This window comes from Frankia umida (assembly GCF_023242945.1).
Lineage (GTDB): Bacteria > Actinomycetota > Actinomycetes > Frankiales > Frankiaceae > Frankia > Frankia umida.
Map to the genome: position 1 here is coordinate 1 of NZ_JALKFT010000078.1, position 4,124 is coordinate 4,124.

The 4,124-nt window shown below is 75.4% G+C and carries 1 protein-coding gene; it reads right to left on the minus strand.

Going from position 1 to position 4,124, the window contains the following annotated elements:
- A partial coding sequence (locus tag MXD59_RS25785) for an SDR family NAD(P)-dependent oxidoreductase (protein ID WP_283097512.1) occupies positions 1-4,087 on the minus strand: 4,087 nt, incomplete at its 3' end.
- Positions 4,088-4,124 lie beyond the last annotated feature (37 nt).

A 4,124-nucleotide genomic window follows, 5' to 3' on the forward strand; every position in this document is an offset into this window, starting at 1 on the left:
GCGACCGCACCCCACCCGGATACCGGCAGCTCATCGCCACGATCACGATCGGGTCGTCGGCCGCGGCCGGCACCGCGCGGGTCGGTCCGTGGGGTGCGTCCGCGCCGCGGGGCTGCTCCCCGTCGGGTTGGACGTCGCCCAGCAGTTCGGTGCGCAGATACCCGGCCAGGGCGACGGGGGTGGGGTAGTCGAAGACCAGGGTGGCCGACAGCCGCAGTCCGACCGCGGCGGCCAGGCGGTTGCGCAGCTCGACCGCCGTCAGCGAGTCGAACCCGAGGTCGCGGAAGGGCCGCCCGGTGTCGACGGCCTCGGGCTGGGCGTGACCGAGCACGATCGCCGCCTGGGCCCGCACCAGATCGAGCATTACCTGGGCCCGGTCGGCCTCGCCGCGGCCGAGCAGCCGCCGGCGCAGCCCGTCGGCGCCACCCGTTCGCGTCTCGGCCGTGGCGGCCCGGCGCGGTGGCCGCACCAGTCCGCGAAGCGACGCGGGGATGCCCCGCGTCGAGGCCTGCGCCCGGATCGCCGCCAGGTCGAACGCGGCCGGGACGCTCACCGCGGTGGATGCACCGGCTGCCGCGTCGAACAGTGCCAGCCCCGCCTCGGCGTCGAGTGGCCGCAGCCCGCCGGTGTCCATCCGCCGTAGCGCGGTGTCGTCGAGGTGGCCGGTCATGTCGCTGCCGGGCGCCCACCGTCCCCAGACCATCGACACCGCGGGCAGGCCGGCGGCCCGGCGGCGCTCGGCGAACGCGTCGAGGAAGGCGTTGGCCGCGGCGTAGTTACCCTGGCCCGGACCACCGAAGATCCCGGCGATCGAGGAGAACAGGACGAACGCCGCCAGGTCCCGTCCGGCGGTGAGTGCGTGCAGGTTGAGCACGGCGTCCACCTTCGGCCGCAGCACCTGGTCCAGCCGTTCGGGCGTGAGCGCGGCGACCACCCCGTCGTCGAGCACGCCGGCCGCGTGGACAACCGCGGTCAGCGGGTGCCGGGCCGGGATGGCATCGACGACGACGGCGAGCTGGTCCCGGACCGCCGCGTCGCAGGCGGCGAGCGTGACGGTGGCGCCCAGTCCGTCCAGCTCCTGCGCCAGGCGGGCGGCGCCGGGCGCGGCGGCACCGCGGCGGCCGACCAGCACGAGGTGACGCACGCCGTGGACGGCGACGAGGTGCCTGGCCACCAGCGCCCCCAGCGTCCCGGTGGCACCGGTGACCAGCACCGTGCCCTGCGGATCCCATCCCGTGGCCGGTGTCGCGGGCGGCGCGGTCAGGACGATCTTGCCGATGTGGCGGCCCTGGCTGAGGAAGCGGAACGCCTCCGGTGCCCGGCGGACGTCGACGAACCGGGTCGGCAGGACGCTGAGCGCTCCCTGCTCGAACAGCGTGAGGACCTCGGCGAACAGCTCCTGGAGGCGCCCGAGGCCGGCGTCCATCAGCTCGAACGCGTGGTAACGCGCCCCGGGACGCTCGGCGGCGACGACCGCCGCGTCCCGGATGTCGGTCTTGCCCATCTCCACGAACGCGCCGCCGCGCGGCAACAGCCGCAGCGAGGCGTCGACGAACTCACCGGCGAGCGCGTTGAGGACCACGTCGACGCCCGCCCCGCCGGAGGTGGCGTGGAACCGGTCGGCGAAGTCCAGGGTCCGGGAGGAGGCGAGATGGTCGTCGTCGATCCCCATCGCCCGCAGGACGTCCCACTTGCCGGGGCTCGCCGTCGCGTACACCTCGGCGCCGAGATGACGGGCCAGCTGGACGGCGGCCATCCCGACCCCGCCGGCCGCCGCGTGCACGAGCACCGCCTGCCCGGCGTGCAGACCGGCGAGATCGACAAGTCCGTAGTACGCGGTGAGGAAGACGACCGGCACCGAGGCGGCCTGGCCGAACGTCCAGCCGGCGGGGATGCGGGCGAGCATGCGCCGGTCGGTCACCGTCAGGGAGGCGAAGGAGCCGGCGAACAGCCCCATCACCGCCTCCCCCACGGCCAGGTCCGTCACGTCCGGGCCGACCTCGACGACCACCCCGGCGCCCTCGATGCCCAGCGGACCCGCGTCGCCGGGGTAGAGCCCCAGCGCGTTCAGCGCGTCCCGGAAGTTCAGCCCGGACGCCCGCATCCGAACCCGGACCTGGGCGCCGACCAGCGGCCCGGACGCCTCCGGGCAGGGCAACAGCGCCAGGTTCGCCAGGGCACCCTTGCCGGTGCTTTCCAGCCGCCAGGCGGCCACCGCCGGGGGCACGAGCGTGTCGCCACCCCCGGCACGCACCAGCCGGCCGACCCGCACCTCGCCCGCGCGGATCGCGAGCCGCGGCTCGTCGGCGGCCAGCGCCGCCACCGCGGTGGGCAGCGCCTGCCACGACGCCGGTTCGGCGTCGAGGTCGACCAGCGCGAAACGGTCGGGGTTCTCCGAGCGGGCGGACAGGACCAGGCCCCACACCGCCGCCGAGACGGGATCGGCCGGCGGGTCACCGGGTCCGGCCGCCACGGCTGCCCGACTCACCAGGACCAGCCGGGAGGAGGCGAAGCGGTCGTCGGCGAGCCACTGCTGCGCCAACCGCAGCGCGTGACCGGTGGCCGTCCGCACGTCCTCGGCCCGCACCTGCTCGACCCATGCCTGCTGGGCCGGTGCGCCCCCGACCCGACCGTCTTCGGCCGGGCCGGCACCCGGATCCGCGGACGGGCAGGGCACGAGCACCACAGCGGGCACGGGTGCCCCGGCCGCCACGGCGGCCGACAGCGCCGGCAGATCGACGTGGTGATCGACGACGACGCCGCTGCCCGCCAGCTCTGTCAGCTCTGTCAGCTCCGGCGTGATCACCGGGTCGGCGCCGAGGACCGCCCACGTGGACGGTGCCGAGCCCGCGGCGACCGGCACGTCCACGGCGACCGGCGGCACCGTCACCCAGCCGAACTCGTACAGGTCGTCCACCACAACCGAGCCACCGGCGGGGCGCGCCGGATCGACGGCCCGCAGCACCAGCGACTCGATGGTGGCCACCGGCTGACCGTCGGTGTCGGTGAGCCGCAGGCTGATCGCGTCGCGACCGGCCGGTGCCAGTCGTACCCGCAGCGCGGTGGCACCGGTGGCGTACAGGCCGATGCCACTCCAGGCGAACGGCAGCCGGGTGCTGTCGTCGCGCTCGCCGGGGTTGGGCAGTCCGCCGAGCGCCATCGCGTGCAGGGCGGCGTCCAGCAGTGCCGGATGCAACCCGAACGAGCCGGCGTCCGGTCCGTGCTCGGATGGCAGGCTCACCTCGGCGAGCACCTCGTCGCCCAGCCGCCAGGCGGCGCGCAGCCCCCGGAACACCGGGCCGTAGGTGAAGCCGACCGCGGCCAGGTCGTCGTAGAGGGTCTCGTGAGCAGCCGGTTCGGCCCCGGCCGGCGGCCAGGCCCCGGTGTCGATCGACGGCGCCCGGGTGTCCGCCGCGAGCAGGCCGGACGCATGCCGCGTCCAGACCCGGTCGCCGGCATCCGCACCGGCGGTGTCGGGATGGGAGAAGAAGGACACCGCGCGGCGGCCGCCGTCGTCGGGCGGGTCGACTGTCACCTGGATCCGGACGGCACCCGAGGCGGGCAGGACCAGCGGGACCGCGATGGTCAGGTCCTCCACCCGCCCGCAGCCGACCTGCGAGCCGACGTGGACGGCGAGCTCCACGAACGCCGCACCCGGCAGCAGCACCGTGCCCGCCACGGCGTGGTCGGCGAGCCAGGGATGGTCGCGCAGGGAGAGCCGGCCGGTGACCAGCAGGCTGTCGGAGCTCGCCACCGTGACGGCGGCGCCCAGCAGAGGATGGTCGGCCGCATCCAGCCCGGCGGCGGCGACGTCGGTGGCCCCGGGCCCCGCCGGTTCCAGCCAGTACAGCTGCTCCTGGAAGGCGTAGGTGGGCAGATCGACCCGCCGGGGCGGCGCTCCGAGCATCGGCGCCCCGAACATCGGCGCCCAGTCCACCGCGACACCGCGGGTGAACGCCTCGGCCACACTGGCCAGGAAACGCCCCGGACCGCCATCGTCACGGCGCAGCGTCCCGAACGCCACAGCGTCAGAAGCAGAATCCGTGGCCGCGCTCGAATCCGCTGCCGCGTCGATGGTCTCCTGCATACCGACCGTCAACACCGGATGCGGACTGACCTCGACG